This is a genomic window from Paenibacillus sp. Soil787 (assembly GCF_001429545.1).
GTDB lineage: Bacteria > Bacillota > Bacilli > Paenibacillales > NBRC-103111 > Paenibacillus_E.
On record NZ_LMSP01000001.1, the window covers coordinates 1,033,244 to 1,049,143 of the forward strand.

Here is a 15,900-nt window from a genome sequence, read left to right on the forward strand (position 1 = left end):
TTTCACTCCCTGAGAGTAATCCTAACGTTGAACGTTTCTTTTTTTAAAAGCATGTACGGATTTCACCAACAGAAAGAGAAGGGGTGGATAAAGAAAGACCATATAGGTCGACATGGAGTTCAAGATAGAGTTCATCTTATAGATTTGTCCGTGTTTTTGGAACAGAAAGGAGCATGCGAAAAGAATGACACAGAATACGGCTAACGTCCGCTTTTGATTTTGCTGAAAAACACGCTTCATTCCACGTAGGATGACCCATGTAAATAACAATAAGTTGCATACTAGGATAAGCATCCAGAGCGGAATCGCAATGTATTCGAATCGTTCCAGGAACGGAAATCGGATAATTTTCAAAAAACTAAACGTAGCCCAAATCGTTTTTGGCATCTGATTTTGACTATAATAAACGATAGAAATGACCATGACGAACAAATAAAACAGGTTGCTAAGAAGAACACCTATTTGAGCATAACGATTAGCGTTTTGTTGATCTCTAATGAACGGATACAGAAAGAAAATGACCTCGAATCCAGCAAGCGTCAGCGGCATTTTACCCGCTCCTTGTAACACCTGGGAAGGCGAGGCTTCCATGATAGGAAGCAAGAAACTCCACTGGGCATGCCTTATCGCCGCGTAAAAAAATAGTGTCGTTACGACCCAACATCCAAAACCAAACAGGCATATACCAATAATCACTCGAATTCCGCCTGTCAAACCATAAGCAATTAGCGTAATGAGAAGCAGCATGAGGAGCCATGTTGGGATATCAGGAAATATCCACGACTGAACAGCTTCAATATACGTGCGGGAGATCGTCAAGACGTAGAATGCGAAATACGTCATAAACAGGAGGCTAAGAATCCGCCCTACCCATTTTCCGAATAATGCATAATGAATACCGAACAAGTCTGCAGAATCATAATGCGCTAGCGTGCGAATCATCACCCAAATGGAAAGATGTGCAGCTAAACCGGACACAATCACCGAAATCCAAGCATCATGACCCGCAAATTTAAAAATGACTCGCTGGAATCCGAGCACGCCCACCCCCAATTGGGCTTTGCTAATTACAAAAACAAGTAGGAACGCTTGAAACAGTAAACCTTGCCTCGGTTTATCCGAAATCTCCACTTTTTCCCATCACCTGTCTACTCGTCGATATCTTTTTTCTGCTTCGCTTGATTCTTATTGAATCTTTGCTTATTCGGCGTGCGTGTAAAGGTAGAACGAGCGGCGAGAATTGGAAAAGGAAGTCGAATTACCGTATCTATCATGTCCCTCCACCTTGGAGGATAGATCGGATGCATATACGGATGTCCAAGGCTCGTTTGACGTAACAGATGCATAAGTAATAAACAAATCGTGAACACAATGCCGATCCCACCCCAAATGCCCGCAGCAATAATCATCGGAAAACGAACGAATCGAATGCTAATACCCATTAAGTATATGGGTGTGGTAAACGAAGACAGAGCTGCTAAGGCGACAATCATAATTAAGATGTTGCTCGTAAATCCGGCTTGAACCGCCGCTTGTCCGATAACAATACCACCCACAATGCCCATCGTTTGTCCAACCTTAGTCGGAAGTCTAGCCCCTGCTTCCCGTAGAAGCTCAATTGTTACCTCCAGAAATAACGATTCAAACAAAGGAGGAAACGGTACTTTGGATCGCGACTGGGCTAGAGGAACGAGCAGACTAGGAGGAATCATCTCATAATGAAACGTTAAAGCAGCCACATAAGCTGGGGTTAGCAAGATGGAAATGAAGATAGCCAAGAACCTCAATCCTCTTATGAACATGGCAATATTCCAATGCAGGTAATGATCTTCCGGTGATTTGAAAAAATCAAGGAATGTACTCGGTCCTACAATTGCAAAATTGCTGCCATTGACAAGCAGAACGACTTTGCCCTCCAATAAGCTAAAGCTGACACGATCGGGTCGTTCGGTTAAGATCATTTGAGGAAAAATGGACATCGAATTATCTTCAATAAGCTGCACCAGCAGAGTGCTCGCGATGACACCGTCTATTTCTAGTTCCGATATACGTTGACGCAGCGTATTAACGGTCTGTTCTTCTGCGACATCTTTCAAGTAAAGCAATTGCACCTGAGTTCTCGTTATTTCACCAATTTCAAATGATTCATTACATAGATCCTCATGCGCAATATAGCTGCGAACGATACCCAGATTCGTTTCCAATGATTCGGTGAATCCGATCTGAGGACCGATCACATTCGTTTCGATTTCGGCTATAGATGGAGATCGTTTTGGTTGCTTAGAGGTATTGGCCAGTATGGCGTCTGTTTGTCCAACTTTATAAACCACTGTCCAACCGCGCAGCAGCAGGATAATGACTTGCTCCATTTCACAAGTAAGGTCCGTCTGGCCAATAGGGATTAATTGAGCAAGTCCCTCCATCGAGAATGGTTCTAGCCGAGTTTGCTGTAGGGAGCTGAGCAGTTGATTGTTAACGAGATTAGCGTCAACTAAATTACAGAAATAAATGAGATTAAGGTCATCATTAGCATGTTTGACGATAAGATCCGAGCAATTATGGAGCAGACTTTTCAATGTTTCTTCGAAAAGATCAACGGAACCCGGTAAATCCATACATATCACCTTTAACCATAGTATCCATTTTTTTCTCCAAGTTATGCATTGGAAAGCTAATGGCTTCGCCTTTTAAAAAGGCGAAGCCATTTACATAAACTTTCTCTTTTCAAACTTTTATCTGGCGGTAAGTTTCAAGAGCTTTGTGAAATCGGTAAAACTCGCTCGATAGTGCGCCTAAGTCACTTTTAATAAGAGCCCTTTTTTCTGGTTTATTTTCCCAGTCAAACAAAAGATCCAAATTATGATCGATTCTTTCTCTTAAATCAATAATGTAACCTTGTTCAGGATTATTTCGAGAACATATTTTTAAATCCTCTGCAAGTTCGTAGCTAAGAAAACGAAGGTCTTGTTTTCTTAACGTTTTTTGAAATTCAAAATAATCTGGTGTATAGTCTTCCCGATAATCCCGCCCAGGCACTTGTTTCCAAAATGAATGCCATTCTTCAAGAAGATCTACTTCATAAAGAAAGTACCTGAGAAATCCACATAACCATGCCGTACAACTTGTATTGCGCATTCTACAACCACTTTTGAATGATAAGTTTCTGCAGCCTTTACAGCATGATCCTCCATTAGCTATACAAATGTTACATAGTTGGTCTGAGCCAACATCTCTTAAGTAATCAAGCCCCTGCTCAATAACCATCTGTCTAGAAGTAGTCATTAGATTGAATCCCTCCTCTTACACTTGAGCCGTTTTCTCTCCCCATTTGTGTAATTCAATGTTTTTTATGGCTTGATGAAACTCATGAAAGTCTTTGATTAAATAATTGAGCCTCTTTATTAAGTGAGCAGCAATATCCGAATGATCAGCAAATTCAATCTCATCAATAAGATCATCTAAATCCCTAGCCAATACAATGAAATCGAGATTATTCTTATCTCTGCCGAGCTTCATTTTAAGATCATTCGCAAGCGCTTCGCCCAGTTCTCTCATCATAGGAACTTCAAGATGCGTTGTCATTTTCACTAGTGGAGGGGTAGAATCCTTTCGAAATTCAATACCAGGAACTTCATCCCAAAATGTATCCCAATCTTTAATCAATCCTGCCTTGTAAAATAATAATTTTAAGTATCCGCATAACCAAGACGTGCAGCTTGTATTTCTATTCTGACAGCCCACACCGTCTACTAAGTGACTACAACTGCGGCAACAAGAACCGCCATTTTGAATGCACACTTTACAAATATGGTCTGCCCCTACTCCATTTAAATGCTGCATGCCATATTCGATTAGATACCTTCTTGTAGCTATATACAATTCGTCACCAACGAGCATTCAGACCCAACCCTTATCCTCATAGTTTCAAATAACAATATATTTGATTTTTTGAATATTTATAACTTATACTATAACTGAAAAGTATTTAAAAACGCAAAGGCTTTTGAAACTTGCTTCCATGCTTTCCAACTTGTGATATGATATTCTATATATTCAAATGTTCGAATATTAATATGTAGGGGAGAACGCTATGTATCAAGAAATACAGCATTTTAAAGCCGATTTTTTCAAGGCGTTAGCACACCCATTGCGCATAAGAATCCTTGAAGTTTTAGTCGAAGGCGACAAAAACGTTAATGAGATACAAACGATATTGGGCAGTGAAGGTTCTGCCGTTTCACAACAGTTAGCCGTATTAAGAAATAAAAACGTCGTCCGTGGGATTAAAGACGGAACCTCTGTGGTATACTCTCTAACAGACCCATTAATTAAAGACCTGCTTACGGTTACCAAGCAGATTTTTGACAATCATCTTGTGAATGCTATTTCAATGTTAGAAAATATAAAAAATCAGTAATTCACAAAAAGGAGTGAATCGGGTTGTTATTCTCGATTTGCTTCTTTTTGTTTAACTAGAAAATATCAAATTGACACCAAATTATTTTAGATATATGATTTTATATATATTCAAATAATCAGATATTTAGGTCGGTGAGATTCAATATGAAATTCTCTTTTAGCGGCAGATTCCAAGGCTATAATGGAAAAAAATTTCAAAAAGACTTAATTTCAGGTTTGATCGTTGGTATTGTCGCCATTCCATTAGGAATGGCGTTTGCAATTGCTTCAGGCGTAAAGCCTGAATACGGGTTGTATACTACGTTTGTAGCTGGAATACTAATCTCATTATTTGGTGGTTCAAAATTTCAAATTGGCGGTCCAACCGGAGCATTTATACCCATTCTGTTTGCAATTGTGATGCAGTATGGGTACGAAAACTTGCTTATCGCAGGTTTTATGGCAGGAGTCATTCTGCTATTCATGGGAATTTTTAAATTAGGTGGTGTAATTAAATTTATTCCACGTCCTGTCACAATAGGATTTACCACAGGAATTGCCGTTACCATCTTCACAGGACAAATTGCCAATTTCCTTGGATTGCATAATCTTGAGAAACATCAAGAGTTTCTTGCCAATATGAAGGAATTAGGCATTCACATGTCAACAATCAATAGGTACAGTGTCTTAACTGCTGTGATTTGTCTGGTGCTTATCATTCTGACACCAAAGCTGTTACCTCGAATTCCTGGCTCATTAGTGGGAATATTAATTTCTACGGTTGCAGCATCCCTATTCTATCCTGACAAAGTTGCAACCATCGGTTCTACCTATGGTTCAATTCCAAATAACCTGCCTGGCCTACACTTTCCTGCACTCTCTATTGAACACATTCAATCTTTAATAAAACCCGCTTTTGTAATAGCCATGTTAGGTGGCATTGAATCCTTACTTTCAGCCGTAGTTGCTGACGGAATGTCAGGAAGCAGACATAACAGCAATCGTGAATTGATTGGTCAAGGTATCGCTAATATGATAACTCCGTTGCTCGGAGGTATTCCTGCAACAGGGGCTATTGCACGAACCGCAACAAATATTAAAAGCGGAGCAGAGTCTCCCTTCTCTGGGGTCATTCACGGTATTGTCGTCCTGTTGGTTTTGTTCTTATTTGCTCCATATGCTTCGAACATCCCGCTTGCGAGTATGGCCCCCATTTTAATGGTTGTTGCTTGGAATATGAGTGAACGTAAAGAGTTCGCTCACGTTTTAAAAACCAAAACTGCGGAGTCATTCGTTTTGCTTATTACCTTTCTTCTTACTGTTTTTACAGATCTGACAACAGCCGTTGAAGTTGGATTAGTCTTGTCAGGTATCATTTTCGTGAAACATATGAGCGGCCTTCTAGTTACTGCAAAGGTCTTGCCCGACCCTTCTAATAAAAATGAAAAAGTAGCAGCACATATGGTTAATGAGCAGCATAATTGCCCTCAAATCAGTATCTACACCGTCGAAGGAGCTTTGTTCTTTGGGGTTGCCAATATGTTTGAGAAATCCATTATGGACGAAATCCATTACAAACCCAAAGTGTTAATATTGAAAATGGGCAATGTTCCCTATCTGGACACAACAGGGGAATCCAATTTATCAAGTATCGTCAAGCACTTTAACAAGCACGGTGGCAGCGTAATCATTTCCGAACTACAAAACCAACCACACCAAATGCTTCAAAAAACAGGATTAGACGAATACATTGGGCAGGAACACTTTTTCGAAAAAACAGGTGACGCGGTTAGCTTTGCATTAACCAAGCTTAACCAATCTCAATGTCTTGGGTGTAAGCATTTTGCGTTCCGTGAATGCCGTCAACTATCAAACCCGAGAGTTTAGCTATAGCCTGATCTCTTCGAAGAAGGATTTCATACTCAAAGCACTCGTTCCTTGCCTGTTCATTCATCTAATTTCTTCCATCCCCAAAAAATAATAGGTGTTCACTCAGTAGAGTGAACACCTATTTGCTTCAAACTTTATTTATGACCATAAGTCACAATTTCCCTATCTATCTCCACGGCCTTGATTATCAGAACTTTCTATTAACTCCACCTTTTTCAATTTCATAGCCTATTATTTTCTCTCTAACAATCGTAACTTTGCCCCCTCGGTTCATCAGGGTAGTTTTAACATCCCCTATTTTGCAATCCACACAGACCCAACTGTTTCCTTTCTTCCTAGACCCATTTGTCTTACCACATTGTTCGCAAGTGATCATTCATCCTCAGCCCCAATCATTTACTTTTAATGTACTACTTTTCTAACTAGTACTCTGTGAGATATGTCACTGACCAATTTTCCTTTTTAGTGATTAATCTCACTGACTCGTGCAATTTAAAAGAATACACTTTGTGTAAAACTCTACATAGGAGGTTCAAAATATGAAGTACTATACACAAACTTCAATTAGTACTAGTAAAATCGAAAGTTACATGCATTGGCCCGCGGAACAACTGAGCGAATCGCTGGAGTTAGAAATGGAGTACCTTCTTACCATGTTAAGAATGTTTTATCAAAGGACTCTGCGAATGACCCCAATGCCAAACAAAAAAGAAGCAAAGGAGTCTTGGAACCAATTCAACCAGCCTTAATCCGTATAATTTCCTGCGTCATTGCATGATGAACAGACGCGATGATCTCCTGAATATCTTGCTTCGTTGCATGATCAACGTGTATGCCCATTATCACGGTTACCGTTTGCTTAAGCTCATGCGCTGCATATATGGCCATTTCCGTCGCTAACTGTTCTTCTCGATGTCCAGGTACGGATAATGACTTACAATGGATCTTATCCCCATGGGCATATGCGATGACTACGGCCCCTATATGAGCTCGACCACCACGAATTAGAAACACCCAATCGTTTCCAATTAGAGAAGTATCAATATGAATATGGAAGAGCATTAGTTCTCTCTCCAATGCCAGAGCACCTCGATATCATGAATCACAAACCCCGAATGATCTGTTTCTACGATACCCTCCTTGCGAAGCTGATTAAGCAGACGGTTAACCGTCTCCCTGGTCGTACCGATCGCATTGGCCGTTGCGGTTATGCGAAGAGTGGTAGGGTTAAGAACTTCCACTTCTGCCATCTATGAAATCCCCCTTTAGCCTTGCTTCCCGATTTTCACTCGAAGTGTTTCAGGCCCTTGCTTGTTGTGAATTGATCTATGATTAACCATCCTCCTAAATACTCGTTCTCAATCACAGCTTAAGTATACGAGAATGTGGAGCTCCAGATTGTGATGGATATCACGTTTAATAAAAAATACAACAGAACAAAGAAGACAGCGATTCATCCCGCCACCTGTAGAGGATGGGGGAATTCTCGCTGAATTCCGTTAAAAATGTAAAAAAACAGAGTCAGCATTTTGTGCCAAGTCTGCGTGTTGAAACACACTCTATTCTTCTTTATTTACAAAAAAGTATGCCGGACCTTTCAAACGGTCTAAAATAATTGAACGCACTTCATTTGAAGGAACAACTTCCTCAAGTGTTCTTTGCATGCACGCAAGCCAAGCATCTGCCCGATCCCTAGTAATCGGAAAAGGCGCATGTCTGGCCCTCATCATTGGATTACCATGTTCGTCTGTATATAAAGAAGGCCCGCCAAAAAATTGAGTTAAAAACTGAAACTGCTTTTCAATCAATGGTTCCAAATCCTCTGGAAATATAGGTGCAAGCAAAGGATGTGCCAGAACTTTTGGATAAAACGCGTCCACAATATTTCGTATTGTCGTTTCTCCACCAATATAATCATACAGCTCCATGACTGTAATCGCCGCCCTTTCAATTCAGTTAGTAATATTATTCGCCCTAGTTTACACGATACCTTTAACTAAAGATGTTATCCAAATCACACTTGCAAAATTTCACCCTCTAATTAGAACGACGATAAACCACCGCATATATTCCCGCGACAAATAAAGCACCGCCAATTAAATTCCCCATGTACACCGGTACCAAATTTTTCGAAAAATCCATCCAAGTTGCCTGATTTGCGAAAATGGCCGCGGGAATGACAAACATATTAGCAACGACGTGTTGAAATCCGATCGCTACAAAAGCCATTGTAGGAAACCATACACCTATTATTTTACCTGTATCATCATCTGTCCCATAGGCTAACCAAACGGCAAGCCCAACTAACCAGTTACAGCCAATACCCGACAAAAGCGCTGCTGAGAAGGGTTCCGCTGTTTTAGCGTGGACAAGCTTTACAAGTTTAGTTAAATAAACGCCATGTTCTGTTAAACCAACTAGATGCCCGAACACATAGGCAATGAATACAGCTCCTAGGAAGTTTCCAACTGTAATGACAGCCCAATTATTGACTAGCTGGTGAAATTTGATCTTTCCGGAAAAGAGCGCTGCAGGAACCGCCATCATATTCCCAGTAAGAAGTTCGCCGCCTGCAATGATCGTTACTATCAGACCCAACGGAAACACAGCAGCCCCGAATATGCTGCCAACGTCACTCCATGGAGCCGGAAATACCGCGCTGACCCTAATATACAGCAAAAAGCCCAAGGCAATATAAACGCCGCCTAAAAAACCGAGAACGAGTTGCTTTCTAAACCCAAAGTTTACCTTTTTAGTTCCTGCTTCCACCGTTTGTTCCCATATCTGCTCCGGCTTCATAAATCCCATGTTGACTTCCTCCTCCATGGCCATTTACTTCAGTTTAGAGCATCCACAAGGAAAAGTATGTGAATTAAATCACAAAATAAATATAATCTAAAGAGGACATGACCCATCAAACACAAGGAGTCATATCCTTTTACAAACAGAGCCACTCGAACGATCATTTCATAGGAACCATCAAAGTCACTATGGTTCCTTCTCCGACTACGGAGTCAATCGTTACTTTGCCGCCAATACTTTTAGCTCGCTCTTCCATACTAAAAAGGCCTACTCCTTTAGCAATGCTATTTCTAGCAAAACCTTTTCCACTGTCCGCTATTCGAACCTCGACATAAGAGTCAATCTCATGAACAACAACACTGGCTTCTGATACATCCGCATACTTGGCAATATTGGTAAGAGCTTCTTGTATCACACGATATACGGTAGTTTCCTCAAGTGCTCCAAGTCGTCTGCGCAAATTACTATCCAGCTTTACCCGCATACCGTAATGATTGGTGAAATTTTCAATATACGTACGAATCGCTGGCACTACGCCCAGATCATCTAATACGGAAGGTCGGATCTGCCAAGCCAAACTTCGTACTTCTTCGATAATTCCAGAGACATTTTGCCTAAGAAGCGTTATTTCCGAATTCTCCGACTCCCCTTCCCCAATCAACCGATCCATCTGGATCAATAAGGAAAAGAGACTTTGACCAATACCATCATGCAGCTCACGGGAAAACTTCCTACGTTCTTCTTCTTGGATTTGCATAACCTGCGACATCATCAGCTGGAGTTCTTCTTGCACCCGCTTTAGCTCCGTAACTTCATTTCGAATGGCAAGATATTGATAGGATTGCCCCTGTTCATCCACAAATGGAACGATGGTTGTATCTACCCAATAGAAACTGCCGTCTTTGCCTTTGTTTTTGATCTCGCCACGCCATACTTGCCCCGATGAAATCGTTTGCCACAAATCTGACATGAATTCCTTCTCATGATATCCGGAATTAATAATCCGATGATCTCGACCTATTAGTTCAGTTCGTGGATACTTGGAGATTTCACAAAATTTATCATTCACATATAGAATCTTTCCTTTATGGTCTGTAACGGCTACAATCGATGATTCGTCGAGAGCAAATTTAACATTGGATAATTGCTTAAGTGACTGTCTCAAATCCTGCTGAAACAACGAGTCCGAGATATGATCATCAAGTCGACTTAATAACTCGGTTACATTTTCGCCAATGACTTCCGGGAACTCTCGATTCGAATCTTCACTCAAAGTTCAACAGCCCTTTCTTCACCGCATATTTCACTAATTCCGGTCTCGTCTTGAGACCTAGTTTCTCCATCACATTACTTTTATGTGACTCCACTGTTTTCACGCTGATGATCAATTGTTCCGCGATTTCTTTATTCGAGAATCCTTTGGCAATTAGAGCTAGAACTTCCTTTTCACGCTCTGAAAGTGATGCAAATGTGTCCGTATTTTCGCCTTGCTTCAACCGTTCTATATATTCATTCATGAGCCTCTTCGTCGCCGTTGGATATAGATAGGCATTCCCCGCGGCAACGGAGCGGATAGCCGTCAACAGCTCCTCGTGCGGCGCACTCTTTAATATATATCCTGAAGCGCCAACGTGAATAGCTCTGAATAAGTATTCGTCATCGTCATGCATAGTTAATATCAAAATGGCTAAGTCAGGCATTAAACGTCTCAGTTCCGTTGTCGCGGTAAGCCCATCCATGCCAGAAGGCATATTAAGGTCCATCAAGACCACATCCGGTTTCAGCAATTGGGCTGCTTGGATCCCCTCTTCACCATCCGCTGCTTCCCCGATTACTTCTATATTGTGCTTGCCATGGAGAAGCATCATTAATCCCGACCTAACTACGGCGTGATCATCCACTACCAGAACTTTCAGCATACCCATCCCCCTCGTAACCGGCTAATGATACCGATCCATCTTATTCTATTCTTATCTTAACAAAAAAAATGAATTCCAGTAAGGGAACTCATTTCGCGGTTTCTCCTTTATTTTCCTCCAGATACGAAGCAAATGTGTCAATTTTATCGTGGACCGCAAGCAATTCGTAGTGTTCAAATCTGGTTTGTTCTCGTTTACCGATGAAGAGCAACCCCGTTATCTGAGAGCTAGAATTAGACATGAGTGGAAATACAGCTGCCGTCTGCAATTGCTCCGCAAGCATGAGAGGGCTTTGAAGTCTTTCTTGACTAAATTTTGGATGTGTATCATCGAGCTTTACCCATCTGCCTAGACGCAGAGCGGAACCTGCTAATCCTACACCTATTTTTATCACCATTTGTTGATACCGATTATTACTGTTTCCCAATACATATTTCCAGCTGACGCGCCCCGAATGATCTTGAAGAGGCGCCAACGCAATGAAATCACTTGACGTCAAGCTTCGCAAAAGCTCCAGTTCTATTAACATCTTTGCATCGCCAATCGCCATACTGGCCACCTCCGTTTCGACGCAACCGTACAGAATCTCCTTGCTTATTCTCCTTACTTATCATTGTAGACTTTTCTACTCTCCTTGTAAGTCAGGGAAAACCCTGATTTCCTCATCAGGAATTTAAGTAATCTTTTCGCCATTTTGCCCTTAGCGTATGGTCAGAGAAGTAAGGGATTAAACTATGATTTTTCTCACAATAAGATAGGGAGTTTCACCTTCAAAGATCAGTAGAACTCCCGATAATCAAAACCAAGAGAAGCGGTTATGATGAAGATAACGAAGAAACGTTGAGGAGTTGGTCCCCATGGCCATGAACGATTTAGTAAAAGAAGAAATGAGAACCTGCAATCAAGCGAAATCGAAAGCTCATAAAGGAATTATGAATTTTTTCTCTGAAGAAAATTTTGAAAGACTGCAAAGCATTATGTATGTGAAGTGTGCTGCTAAGGGCGATTTTTTGTTCCGGGAAGGCGACACAGCAGACAAATTGTATTACGTAATCCAAGGTGGAGTTCGCATCACCAAGTTGTCTGAAACGGGTAAAAGCTTCATTCTATATTTGCATCAGACGGGTGATTTATTCGGACAGATGGATCCCTTTCAGAACTCTTTGCAGAGCTTCAGTGCAGAAGTAACTGAAGATTGTCAAATTGGTGTGATTCAGCGCAAAGACCTCGAGGTCCTGCTATGGCAGCATGGCGACCTTGCCATTGAATTTATGAAATGGATGGGGCTCATGCACCGTATGACAGAAACGAAATTTCGCGATTTAATGATGTATGGCAAGCCAGGTGCGCTCTGTTCTTTATTAATAAGATTAAGTAATTCCTATGGCGTACCCAAAGGTGAACATATCCAGATAAACTATAAGATCAACAATTCCGAAATGGCCGATATGATTGGGTCTACGCGTGAAAGCGTCAATCGCATGTTAAGCGATATGAAGAAGGAAGATGTTGTCGAGTTTCATAATGGGCACATTATCATTAAGAATGTGACGTTCCTCCGCGATATCTGCCACTGCGAAGACTGCCCGCTGGAAATATGCCGTATGTAGAAAGGACTCCACATTCTAGTGATGTGGAGTCCTTTCTTTGCATGTTTGTTTATTTTACGATTTCATCTGTTCTAATTCCTCGATTAATTGCCGAGACCTTTTTGCGTTCCCTTCAGCAAAATTCTGCAGTCTGTCTTTCAGTTGTTCATTACCGTGCAGCCGTTCTGAAGTTATGGTGTATGTCCGGAGTAACTCTGTCTCAACCTCAAGCGATTTCTCTAAAATACCCTTGAGCGTTGCGGAATCGATTCCGCATTGTGATTCACTTTGATCACAATCCATTGCATCCACCCCCTTTGTTCTATATTCCCCTGATAACTTTAGTTTCCCCCCTTGACAACCAAAAAAACCATTTAAAGCCTGAATGGAAGGGCTGAAAATGGTTCTTTTGTATTTATTTCATTTTGATTAAGTTCTATGAACCGAAATGGACTTTATACACCAATTCCGCCGAAAGGTCAGCTGATCTAAGTACCGCGCCATTCTCCGTACTTACTAAGCTCGTAAGTTCTTCTCCCCTTAAGGGTACGGCCAGAAACTGATGTTCGTTCATATACATTTGAACATAATCTTGGTCTTCGGAAATGCGTATCTTCTCAAGTTTCATTTTTTGGGGAGGTGCTACAGGGTCGAGTCCTGCCTGATCCTCAATGTGCACTTCAATTTGAGTACCAAGCCACCGTGATAATTTTTCTTCCCACTTCATACATGTGCCTCCTTCTTTAAGCGGCAGCAACCTGCATCTGCTTTGGGCGATACCTTCACCTGATACCCTTGGAGATGATTCCAGCAATCATGTTCAGAAGTCAGACTGCACGCTGTGTACTCTTCTATATAACTCAGAACTTCCTCTTCACTTTCCCAAATCGCTAAACCTTTGACTTCGGCAACTGCGATATCGAGCCCCTCTTGTTCGCGTAGATCAATATACCAGGTTCCCTTACCTGCGAAAAGCTCATTTAATTGCTGCTCGATGATCGTAGAGAAGGGAGACTTCGCATGTTCACGAATAAAGCATAAATCCAAAGCAAACTCACTCGGCATTGTCCATCTTCCCTCCTACATAAAGCCTCTTTGTTTGGTAATATCGCTAAACATTCCCGAATAATAGACGACATCCCCGGCCTCATTCTTAACTGCGCTTATCGTGAGCCATTCCAGATAAATATCACCATTCTTTTTACGATTCCAAATTTCACCTTGCCAGAAGCCCTGACCGCGAATGTTATCCCACATGGTATCGTAAAAAGCACGATCCTGTTTCCCTGATTTCAATACACTAGGCGTCATACCCATAACTTCTTTAGATTCATAACCTGTCAGCTCTGTGAAGGCAGCATTAACGGAACGGATCTTTCCATTTATATCAGTCACCATGATGCCTTCAACCGTATTCTCAATAATCTTAGATGACAGACCTAATTTCTCCTGATAAAACATCCAAACAATGAGAATCAAGCTGGCCAAAGCCACCTGTGATAAGGCCATGAATCCAATAGCATAATGACCTGTCAGCTTGAATAGGAAGGTAAGCAGCAGCGGCGGGAAAAATCCACCCAAACCGCCCATAGCTGAAATGATACCATTCGCAATACCAGCTTGCTTGGTGAAATACATAGGAACCAATTTAAATATGGTACCATTACCTGTTCCGGCACACAGGGCAATGGTCAAGCAGCCTACTGTGTACCAAGTCATCGATGGAGCAAAAGAGAGTAGGATACCAGAAACCGTCAAGCCTGCAAAAACAAACATAAGAATTTTGAATGGGTTAAATTTATCCCCTAGGTAGCCCCCGATAGGTCTCATTGCTGTTGCCAGCACGATAAATCCGCCCGTACGCATCCCTGCATCTACTTTGGACAGATGAAAGCTGCTGACCATAAAATTCGGTAAATAGACCGTGAAAGCAACAAAGGATCCGAAAGTAAGAAAGTAGAATAAGCACAAGAGCCATAGCTTGGGATTCCCGGAAACTCCTTTAATTTGCTCGACAAGGGATGTTTGTACTGGAGGCTCTTTGCGATCTCCGGCAAAAAAATTCAATACAGCCATAGTAATTAGCAAAATACTGTAGAGCATTACGGTTTTGGACCATCCTATTTGATTAGCTACGACAGGTGCTCCAAAGGTGGAAAGCGCCGTTCCAAGATTACCGATCCCATAAATCCCGTTAACGAAGCCATGACGTTCTTTGGGATAATATTTAGGCAAGGAGGTCACACCTACCGAGAATACAGCTCCACCAATCCCCAAGAAGAACCCTCCAATAATGAGATCCCCAAAGGAATTCGCTTGGCTGACCCAGTAAACAGGCGCAAGCAATAGTATAAAGCTGATCGCGAACAGCTTTCTTGCCCCGTATCGATTCGTCCAATACCCCACAGGCACCCGCATCACGGAGCCGAACAATATAGGAATAGCGGTTACCCAGGTGAGCTGCGAGGGGGTTAATTTAATCGTCTCTTTAATAAATGGCATTAACGAAGATAAGATTACCCATACCATGAAACCTAGTACAAGACTGACGGTTTGAAGAGGCAATTGTACTTTTTTGATATTCATTTCACATCACGCTCCCGTCGATAGATCCAAGCTGCAACAGGGAATAACAAACCATTCAACACAGCATAAACAATAACTGTTCGGTAATGCTCAAAATAGTAAGCATTCACTGCCTTTTGTGTACAAACGATGTTAAGAAACAAGACTATACATAATAAAATAACGCCGACGTAGCTACGCTTCATATCGTTTCACTCCAGTCGCATAAATCGCGCCTTGCTCCTTCTTCAGGATAACCTCTGGCAAGGGTCTCTTTGGCGGCCCTGCTGTGGGTGACCCGGTTCTGGCATCGAAAATGCCGTGATGGCAAGGACAGACCATTTCATCCTTCTCTTTACTCCAAAACACGGGACACTTGAGGTGCGTACACGCATTTTGGTAAGCTTTATACTCATTCTCGCCAAGGCGAATTAGTAGAGCCGAATCGTGCTCGCCCGGATAAGCGAACTGGGTCGCATCGCCAACCTTAAGCGAGCTGATATCCGCGATTTTCAGCTGGGGGTACGATTTTTTCGTTAGCCCCGTCAGTTCTTTTGCTGCGAGCGCCCCCCATGGCAGGGTCGATACTGCGAACACGCCTGCTGCACCAACCAGCGTCTTCATAAAGCCGCGTCGATCCAATTTTCTTTCATCATTTTTTCTTATATTGTGCGTATAATTATCTTCTTTAAAAGGACTATGATTATTACCCTGCTTGTTGTCCTGTTCCATACAGG

20 protein-coding genes are annotated in these 15,900 nt (G+C 41.8%); 3 read left to right on the forward strand and 17 right to left on the reverse strand.

Going from position 1 to position 15,900, the window contains the following annotated elements; all coding sequences use genetic code 11:
• Positions 1–21: 21 nt before the first annotated feature.
• The 4 genes from ASG93_RS04175 to ASG93_RS04190 all read right to left on the reverse strand — a co-directional run bounded on the left by ASG93_RS04175 (position 22) and on the right by ASG93_RS04190 (position 3,897).
• Positions 22–1,131 (reverse strand): GerAB/ArcD/ProY family transporter, encoded by a 1,110-nt coding sequence (locus tag ASG93_RS04175; RefSeq protein ID WP_056829079.1) that lies wholly within the window; start codon positions 1,129–1,131, stop codon positions 22–24.
• Between the two features lie 17 nt (positions 1,132–1,148).
• Entirely contained in the window at positions 1,149–2,615 is a 1,467-nt protein-coding gene (locus ASG93_RS04180) for a spore germination protein (protein ID WP_056829081.1), read from the reverse strand.
• 109 nt (positions 2,616–2,724) lie between these two features.
• Positions 2,725–3,282 carry a hypothetical protein gene (locus tag ASG93_RS04185; RefSeq protein WP_056829083.1) on the reverse strand — a complete coding sequence of 186 codons (558 nt, stop codon included), beginning with the start codon at positions 3,280–3,282 and terminating at the stop codon, positions 2,725–2,727.
• An 18-nt stretch (positions 3,283–3,300) separates the two neighbouring features.
• Positions 3,301–3,897 carry a hypothetical protein gene (locus ASG93_RS04190; protein ID WP_056829085.1) on the reverse strand — a complete coding sequence of 199 codons (597 nt, stop codon included), beginning with the start codon at positions 3,895–3,897 and terminating at the stop codon, positions 3,301–3,303.
• A gap of 193 nt (positions 3,898–4,090) precedes the next feature.
• Between ASG93_RS04190 and ASG93_RS04195 the strand changes: the two genes are divergently transcribed.
• Together ASG93_RS04195 and ASG93_RS04200 are read left to right on the forward strand one after the other, a co-directional pair.
• Entirely contained in the window at positions 4,091–4,417 is a 327-nt protein-coding gene (locus tag ASG93_RS04195) for an ArsR/SmtB family transcription factor (RefSeq protein ID WP_056829088.1), read from the forward strand.
• 146 nt (positions 4,418–4,563) lie between these two features.
• Positions 4,564–6,285: a SulP family inorganic anion transporter gene (locus ASG93_RS04200; RefSeq protein ID WP_056829090.1), complete on the forward strand. Its 1,722-nt coding sequence runs from the start codon at positions 4,564–4,566 to the stop codon at positions 6,283–6,285.
• 738 nt (positions 6,286–7,023) lie between these two features.
• On the opposite strand, the gene ASG93_RS04215 is transcribed toward ASG93_RS04200, so the two are convergent.
• The 7 genes from ASG93_RS04215 to ASG93_RS04245 form a co-directional block, all read right to left on the reverse strand.
• Entirely contained in the window at positions 7,024–7,350 is a 327-nt protein-coding gene (locus ASG93_RS04215) for a hypothetical protein (RefSeq protein WP_056829097.1), read from the reverse strand.
• The gene (locus ASG93_RS04220) at positions 7,350–7,538 is read right to left on the reverse strand and encodes a helix-turn-helix domain-containing protein (protein WP_056829099.1); all 189 of its coding nucleotides are present in this window, start codon (positions 7,536–7,538) and stop codon (positions 7,350–7,352) included. The genes ASG93_RS04215 and ASG93_RS04220 overlap by 1 nt, the downstream gene beginning before the upstream one ends.
• Positions 7,539–7,847: 309 nt before the next feature.
• Complete coding sequence (locus tag ASG93_RS04225) at positions 7,848–8,216, reverse strand: globin (protein WP_056829101.1); 369 nt, start codon at positions 8,214–8,216, stop codon at positions 7,848–7,850.
• Between the two features lie 109 nt (positions 8,217–8,325).
• Positions 8,326–9,096 (reverse strand): formate/nitrite transporter family protein, encoded by a 771-nt coding sequence (locus ASG93_RS04230; RefSeq protein ID WP_056829103.1) that lies wholly within the window; start codon positions 9,094–9,096, stop codon positions 8,326–8,328.
• A 154-nt stretch (positions 9,097–9,250) separates the two neighbouring features.
• Positions 9,251–10,363 carry a PAS domain-containing protein gene (locus ASG93_RS04235; RefSeq protein WP_056829105.1) on the reverse strand — a complete coding sequence of 371 codons (1,113 nt, stop codon included), beginning with the start codon at positions 10,361–10,363 and terminating at the stop codon, positions 9,251–9,253.
• Positions 10,356–11,009: a response regulator gene (locus ASG93_RS04240; protein WP_056829107.1), complete on the reverse strand. Its 654-nt coding sequence runs from the start codon at positions 11,007–11,009 to the stop codon at positions 10,356–10,358. Before ASG93_RS04240 ends, ASG93_RS04235 begins: the two co-directional genes overlap by 8 nt.
• 88 nt (positions 11,010–11,097) lie before the next feature.
• Positions 11,098–11,559 carry a GAF domain-containing protein gene (locus tag ASG93_RS04245; protein WP_056829109.1) on the reverse strand — a complete coding sequence of 154 codons (462 nt, stop codon included), beginning with the start codon at positions 11,557–11,559 and terminating at the stop codon, positions 11,098–11,100.
• A gap of 337 nt (positions 11,560–11,896) precedes the next feature.
• On the opposite strand from ASG93_RS04245, the gene ASG93_RS04250 reads away from it, so the two are divergent.
• A complete protein-coding gene (locus ASG93_RS04250; RefSeq protein ID WP_056829331.1) occupies positions 11,897–12,619 on the forward strand; it encodes a Crp/Fnr family transcriptional regulator in 723 nt (240 codons plus the stop codon).
• A 54-nt stretch (positions 12,620–12,673) separates the two neighbouring features.
• On the opposite strand, the gene ASG93_RS04255 is transcribed toward ASG93_RS04250, so the two are convergent.
• The 6 genes from ASG93_RS04255 to ASG93_RS04280 all read right to left on the reverse strand — a co-directional run bounded on the left by ASG93_RS04255 (position 12,674) and on the right by ASG93_RS04280 (position 15,895).
• Positions 12,674–12,901 (reverse strand): hypothetical protein, encoded by a 228-nt coding sequence (locus ASG93_RS04255; RefSeq protein WP_056829111.1) that lies wholly within the window; start codon positions 12,899–12,901, stop codon positions 12,674–12,676.
• Positions 12,902–13,034: 133 nt separating this feature from the next.
• Positions 13,035–13,325, reverse strand: a complete 291-nt coding sequence (locus tag ASG93_RS04260) for a hypothetical protein (RefSeq protein WP_056829113.1) — start codon at positions 13,323–13,325, stop codon at positions 13,035–13,037.
• Positions 13,322–13,663, reverse strand: coding sequence for a hypothetical protein (locus tag ASG93_RS04265; protein ID WP_056829115.1), 342 nt, complete (start codon positions 13,661–13,663; stop codon positions 13,322–13,324). The genes ASG93_RS04260 and ASG93_RS04265 overlap by 4 nt, the downstream gene beginning before the upstream one ends.
• 15 nt (positions 13,664–13,678) lie before the next feature.
• Positions 13,679–15,184 (reverse strand): MFS transporter, encoded by a 1,506-nt coding sequence (locus ASG93_RS04270; protein ID WP_056829117.1) that lies wholly within the window; start codon positions 15,182–15,184, stop codon positions 13,679–13,681.
• Positions 15,181–15,369 carry a hypothetical protein gene (locus ASG93_RS04275; protein WP_056829119.1) on the reverse strand — a complete coding sequence of 63 codons (189 nt, stop codon included), beginning with the start codon at positions 15,367–15,369 and terminating at the stop codon, positions 15,181–15,183. Before ASG93_RS04275 ends, ASG93_RS04270 begins: the two co-directional genes overlap by 4 nt.
• Positions 15,359–15,895, reverse strand: a complete 537-nt coding sequence (locus ASG93_RS04280) for a Rieske 2Fe-2S domain-containing protein (protein ID WP_056829121.1) — start codon at positions 15,893–15,895, stop codon at positions 15,359–15,361. Before ASG93_RS04280 ends, ASG93_RS04275 begins: the two co-directional genes overlap by 11 nt.
• Positions 15,896–15,900: the final 5 nt, after the last annotated feature.

What these genes read in the sequence shown, in the direction of transcription:
- ASG93_RS04225 (WP_056829101.1), bottom strand. Translation starts at nt 8,216, where the DNA reads ATGGAGCTGTATGATTATATTGGTGGAGAAACGACAATACGAAATATT.
- ASG93_RS04195 (WP_056829088.1), top strand. Translation starts at nt 4,091, where the DNA reads ATGTATCAAGAAATACAGCATTTTAAAGCCGATTTTTTCAAGGCGTTA.
- ASG93_RS04255 (WP_056829111.1), bottom strand. Translation starts at nt 12,901, where the DNA reads ATGGATTGTGATCAAAGTGAATCACAATGCGGAATCGATTCCGCAACG.
- ASG93_RS04200 (WP_056829090.1), top strand. Translation starts at nt 4,564, where the DNA reads ATGAAATTCTCTTTTAGCGGCAGATTCCAAGGCTATAATGGAAAAAAA.
- ASG93_RS04265 (WP_056829115.1), bottom strand. Translation starts at nt 13,663, where the DNA reads ATGCCGAGTGAGTTTGCTTTGGATTTATGCTTTATTCGTGAACATGCG.
- ASG93_RS04240 (WP_056829107.1), bottom strand. Translation starts at nt 11,009, where the DNA reads ATGCTGAAAGTTCTGGTAGTGGATGATCACGCCGTAGTTAGGTCGGGA.
- ASG93_RS04250 (WP_056829331.1), top strand. Translation starts at nt 11,897, where the DNA reads ATGAGAACCTGCAATCAAGCGAAATCGAAAGCTCATAAAGGAATTATG.
- ASG93_RS04215 (WP_056829097.1), bottom strand. Translation starts at nt 7,350, where the DNA reads ATGCTCTTCCATATTCATATTGATACTTCTCTAATTGGAAACGATTGG.
- ASG93_RS04245 (WP_056829109.1), bottom strand. Translation starts at nt 11,559, where the DNA reads ATGGCGATTGGCGATGCAAAGATGTTAATAGAACTGGAGCTTTTGCGA.
- ASG93_RS04230 (WP_056829103.1), bottom strand. Translation starts at nt 9,096, where the DNA reads ATGGGATTTATGAAGCCGGAGCAGATATGGGAACAAACGGTGGAAGCA.
- ASG93_RS04185 (WP_056829083.1), bottom strand. Translation starts at nt 3,282, where the DNA reads ATGACTACTTCTAGACAGATGGTTATTGAGCAGGGGCTTGATTACTTA.
- ASG93_RS04180 (WP_056829081.1), bottom strand. Translation starts at nt 2,615, where the DNA reads ATGGATTTACCGGGTTCCGTTGATCTTTTCGAAGAAACATTGAAAAGT.
- ASG93_RS04220 (WP_056829099.1), bottom strand. Translation starts at nt 7,538, where the DNA reads ATGGCAGAAGTGGAAGTTCTTAACCCTACCACTCTTCGCATAACCGCA.
- ASG93_RS04260 (WP_056829113.1), bottom strand. Translation starts at nt 13,325, where the DNA reads ATGAAGTGGGAAGAAAAATTATCACGGTGGCTTGGTACTCAAATTGAA.
- ASG93_RS04190 (WP_056829085.1), bottom strand. Translation starts at nt 3,897, where the DNA reads ATGCTCGTTGGTGACGAATTGTATATAGCTACAAGAAGGTATCTAATC.
- ASG93_RS04280 (WP_056829121.1), bottom strand. Translation starts at nt 15,895, where the DNA reads ATGGAACAGGACAACAAGCAGGGTAATAATCATAGTCCTTTTAAAGAA.
- ASG93_RS04275 (WP_056829119.1), bottom strand. Translation starts at nt 15,369, where the DNA reads ATGAAGCGTAGCTACGTCGGCGTTATTTTATTATGTATAGTCTTGTTT.
- ASG93_RS04270 (WP_056829117.1), bottom strand. Translation starts at nt 15,184, where the DNA reads ATGAATATCAAAAAAGTACAATTGCCTCTTCAAACCGTCAGTCTTGTA.